Below are 3,867 nucleotides of genomic sequence, written 5' to 3' on the forward strand. Positions count from 1 at the left end.
GCACGAATACCGCCATCAGCGCGACCCAAACACAGGATAATCAAATCCTCGGTACAGATGGCCTCCGGTCTTGTTTCCGCGAAATATCTCATGACAAAGTATTAAACCCGGATGGGGCCATAGAGAGGGCTCACGTTCATGCAGCGTCGAGATGTTCTTGCAGTCATTCCGTTTGTGACAGGGTTTAGTATGGTTTCTGATGCTGCGGCGGCCGAACCCAAAGTGCCGATCGTTCTGGTGCACGGTCTGCATTGTGGTGGCTGGATCTGGCGTTATGTAGCGCCTTTTCTGCAGCATGCGGGTCATCAGGTCATCACACCAACTCTGACCGGGACAGGCGATCGGGCGCATCTTCTCTCACGTGAGATTACACTTGAGACGCATATCGAGGATATGCTGAGTGTTATCGACATGCTCGATCTGCCGCGTTTTGCGCTCGTGGGGCACTCTTATGGCGGAATGGTAGTTAGCTGCGTGGCTGACCGGATGAGGGATCGTATTGCGAAGCTCATCTATCTGGATGCCCTTATCGCACAACCGGGACTCTCTGCCTTTGATATTCTACCGAAGGGAATGGCAGCGATACGGCGCGAGCGCGCCCGTGTCGGTGGGGCAGATGTTGCCTTTCCAGTACCCCCTGAAAATGCTGTGTTTCTGCCTGATGCTGATCGAAAAGCGTGGTTCATGCGGCATCTGCGCCCTCATCCCGTAGGCACTTATGAGACGCCAGCACGCCTGGAGCAGCCAGCCGGAACGGGGCTGTCTGTTACCTATATTGCCTATGAAAATCCGGCTTTAGGGTCGATCGAGCCCAGCCGCGCCTATGCGAGAGCGCAGTCGGGTTGGCACTATCACACCGAAGCCGTACCGCATGATGCCGAAATCGTTTTTCCAGAGAGGGTTGCCTCTCTGATCATGGACGCGCTCTGAACCGCCGCAGCGACTGGTTTATCCCTGCGACGGACTCATTGTCAGACCTGCGCCATGAGCGCAGCGTTGCCACCTGCGGCGGTGGTGTTGGTGCTGCAGGCATATTCGAGCACCAGCCATTCGAGAGGATAGCTGCCTGACGCGTCAGGCCCATGAAGGGAGACGATCTGGCCTTTGCGGGAGGCGAGATTCTGGAGCAGGTCCGCTGTGAACGATGAATCGCCATTGCCCAGCGCGACATCGATGAGCGTATTGTCTTGCAAGGGGAACACTGCAGCTTCCAGGCCGGGGGGGCGTTCTGGCAGCGCGCGCAGCAGCGCCAAAGGAATGGCGCAGCGATTGCCTGCAGCCAATGCCGCCAGAATTTGAGCACATAAATCTGCCGTTGTAGGGCCTGCACAAAACACCGTGCCTCGGGGGGCGAGGGAGTATGTGTTGGTTTCACCCACGGGGCCAGTGAGCGAGAGGGATGTGCCGAGAGGGGTGTTGTCGCAGGCGGGGAGCGTTATCGTGGGAAGCGTCGTGGCGACCCAGTCAGCGAAGAGCTTGGCTTCGACGGGAAGGTTGTGCAGGAAGGCCGGCGAGAGTGCCGGACGCTCTGCGAGCAGTCGACGCAGATAGAGAGGGCCACCTGCTTTGGGGCCTGTGCCTGAGAGGCCGTGACCACCGAAGGGCTGCACACCCACGACGGCCCCGACCAGATTGCGGTTGATATAGATATTCCCCGCATGGCTCTGCGTTTTCAGGGTTTCTATCGTATCATCGATACGCGAATGAACACCGAAGGTCAGAGCGTATCCCGTGCTATTGATGGCGGCCATGACGTCAGGCAGGGTCTCACGTTTGTAACGCAGGATATGCAGGACGGGGCCAAAGACCTCCCTCTCCAGATCAGAGACCGTGCCGATCTCGATAAGGGTGGGGGGGACAAAGGTGCCGCTCTGTGCTTCGGGGGTAGCGGTTGTCTGGTAGATGTCATGTCCTTTTGCCCGGAACGCGTCGATATGCGCCGAGATCATGGCGTGAGCCTCTGCGCTGATCACCGGTCCGATATCGGTCTCCGGCTTTTCTGGCGTACCAGTCCGCAGCTCCTGCATGGCACCCTCGAGCATGGTCAGCAGGCGGTCTGCACTTTCTTCCTGAACGCAGAGCAGACGCAGGGCGCTGCATCGCTGGCCAGCGCTGTCAAAAGCCGAGGCCAGTACATCGGTCACGACCTGTTCTGTCAGGGCCGAGCTGTCGACAATAAGCGCGTTCTGTCCGCCAGTCTCGGCGATGAAGGGAATGGATGCCCCATCCGGGTTGAGGCGATCTGCGAGCTGCTTCTGGATCAGGCGGGCGACATCGGTCGATCCGGTAAAGAGCACGGCGCGTATTCCCGGAGCGGCGACGAGTTGTGCGCCCGCGCGACCATCGCCCGGAATGAGCTGGATGACATCCTGCGGTATGCCGGATGCATGCATCAGACGGACAGCTTCCTGTGCGATGAGGGGGGTCTCTTCGGCAGGTTTGGCCAGCACGGTATTGCCAACGGCCAGAGCGGCGGCAACCTGCCCGACAAAAATGGCCAGCGGGAAATTCCATGGGCTGATGCAGGCCACGGGCCCCAAGGGCTGGGCAGCAGAGCCAAGATGGCGTGTCTGGGCAGCGTAATAACGCAGAAAATCGACGGCTTCGCGTATCTCGGCCACAGCATTGGCCAGTGTCTTGCCGGCTTCACGTATGATGAGGGCCATGAGGCGCGGTGTTTCGGTTTCCAGCGCCTCGGCTGTCTTTTCCAGAAGGGCTGCGCGCTGCACGGGGCCTGTGTCGCGCCAGCCGGGGAAGGCGCTTGCCGCGCGTGTCAGGGCCTCGTCAATGGCTTGCGGGGAGAGAAAGGCAATATGGCCGACGATCTCCGTGGTGCTGGCAGGGTTGATGATGGCTTCGCCTTCGGAAGCGACCGGAGCCGGTGTGGCCGTGAAGACCGCGGCAAGGTCGCGCAAGGTGTTCTCGTCAGACAGGTCGAGACCGCGGGAATTCTGCCGCTCGGTACCATACAGGGCGGGAGGCAGGGCGACGGTAAAGCGGGAGGTTTCCTGTTCTGCCAGGGTAACAGGGCTTGTGATCAGCGCCTCGACTGGAATCGCCGGATCCTGGATGCGGTTGATGAAGGAAGAGTTGGCCCCGTTTTCGAGGAGGCGCCGGACAAGATAGGCCAGAAGTGTCTCATGCGTGCCAACCGGCGCGTAGATGCGTACCGGGCGATCGAGCTTCTGAGGGCCGACGACTTCATTATACAGCCCTTCGCCCATGCCATGCAGGCACTGGAACTCGTATTTCTCGATGGAAAATTCTGGCCCGGCATAGGCGTATATGCTGGCGAGCGTCTGGGCGTTGTGCGTGGCAAATTGTGGGAAGATGGCCTCGGGTGCATCCAGCAGTTTTCTGGCGCAGGCGAGGTAAGCAATATCGGTGTGAATCTTGCGCGTGTAGACCGGGAAATCGCTTTGCCCATCGGTCTGGGCACGCTTGATTTCGCTGTCCCAGTACGCACCCTTGACCAGTCGGACCATGAGCCGGTGGCCGCTGCGGCGGGCGAGGTCGATCACCCAGTCCAGCACGAAGGGCGCGCGCTTCTGATAAGCCTGAACGACGAAGCCGATGCCTTTCCAGTCTTTCAGGGCTTCATCCGCACAGAGGGCTTCGAGCAGATCGAGAGAGAGTTCGAGGCGATCGGCCTCCTCGGCGTCGATATTGAAGCCAATGTCATAGGCGCAGGCGAGGTGGGCCAGTTTCGTGACGCTTGGCAGAAGCTCCGCCATGACGCGATCGCGCTGAAGGCGGGTATAGCGTGGGTGCAGGGCGGATAGTTTGATGGAGATGCCTGGGCCACGATAGACGCCCAGACCATTGGAAGCCTTGCCGATTGCATGAATGGCGGTTTCATAGTCGCGG

The 3,867-nt window shown here is 59.8% G+C and carries 2 protein-coding genes; one reads left to right on the top strand and one right to left on the bottom strand.

The features are described from left to right. The first annotated feature begins 189 nt into the window (after positions 1 to 189). Complete coding sequence (locus P792_RS31240) at positions 190 to 930, top strand: alpha/beta fold hydrolase (RefSeq protein ID WP_023979299.1); 741 nt, start codon at positions 190 to 192, stop codon at positions 928 to 930. A 41-nt stretch (positions 931 to 971) separates the two neighbouring features. Here the strand turns inward: P792_RS31240 and putA are convergent. Further along, positions 972 to 3,867: bifunctional proline dehydrogenase/L-glutamate gamma-semialdehyde dehydrogenase PutA (gene putA, locus P792_RS31245; protein WP_031241150.1), on the bottom strand; the 2,896-nt coding region annotated here is incomplete at its 5' end.

Source organism: Asaia sp. SF2.1, from assembly GCF_000505765.1.
GTDB lineage: Bacteria > Pseudomonadota > Alphaproteobacteria > Acetobacterales > Acetobacteraceae > Asaia > Asaia bogorensis.

Excerpts from the sequence above, each read along its gene's own strand:
- P792_RS31240 (WP_023979299.1), top strand. The coding sequence starts at position 190 with ATGGTTTCTGATGCTGCGGCGGCCGAACCCAAAGTGCCGATCGTTCTG.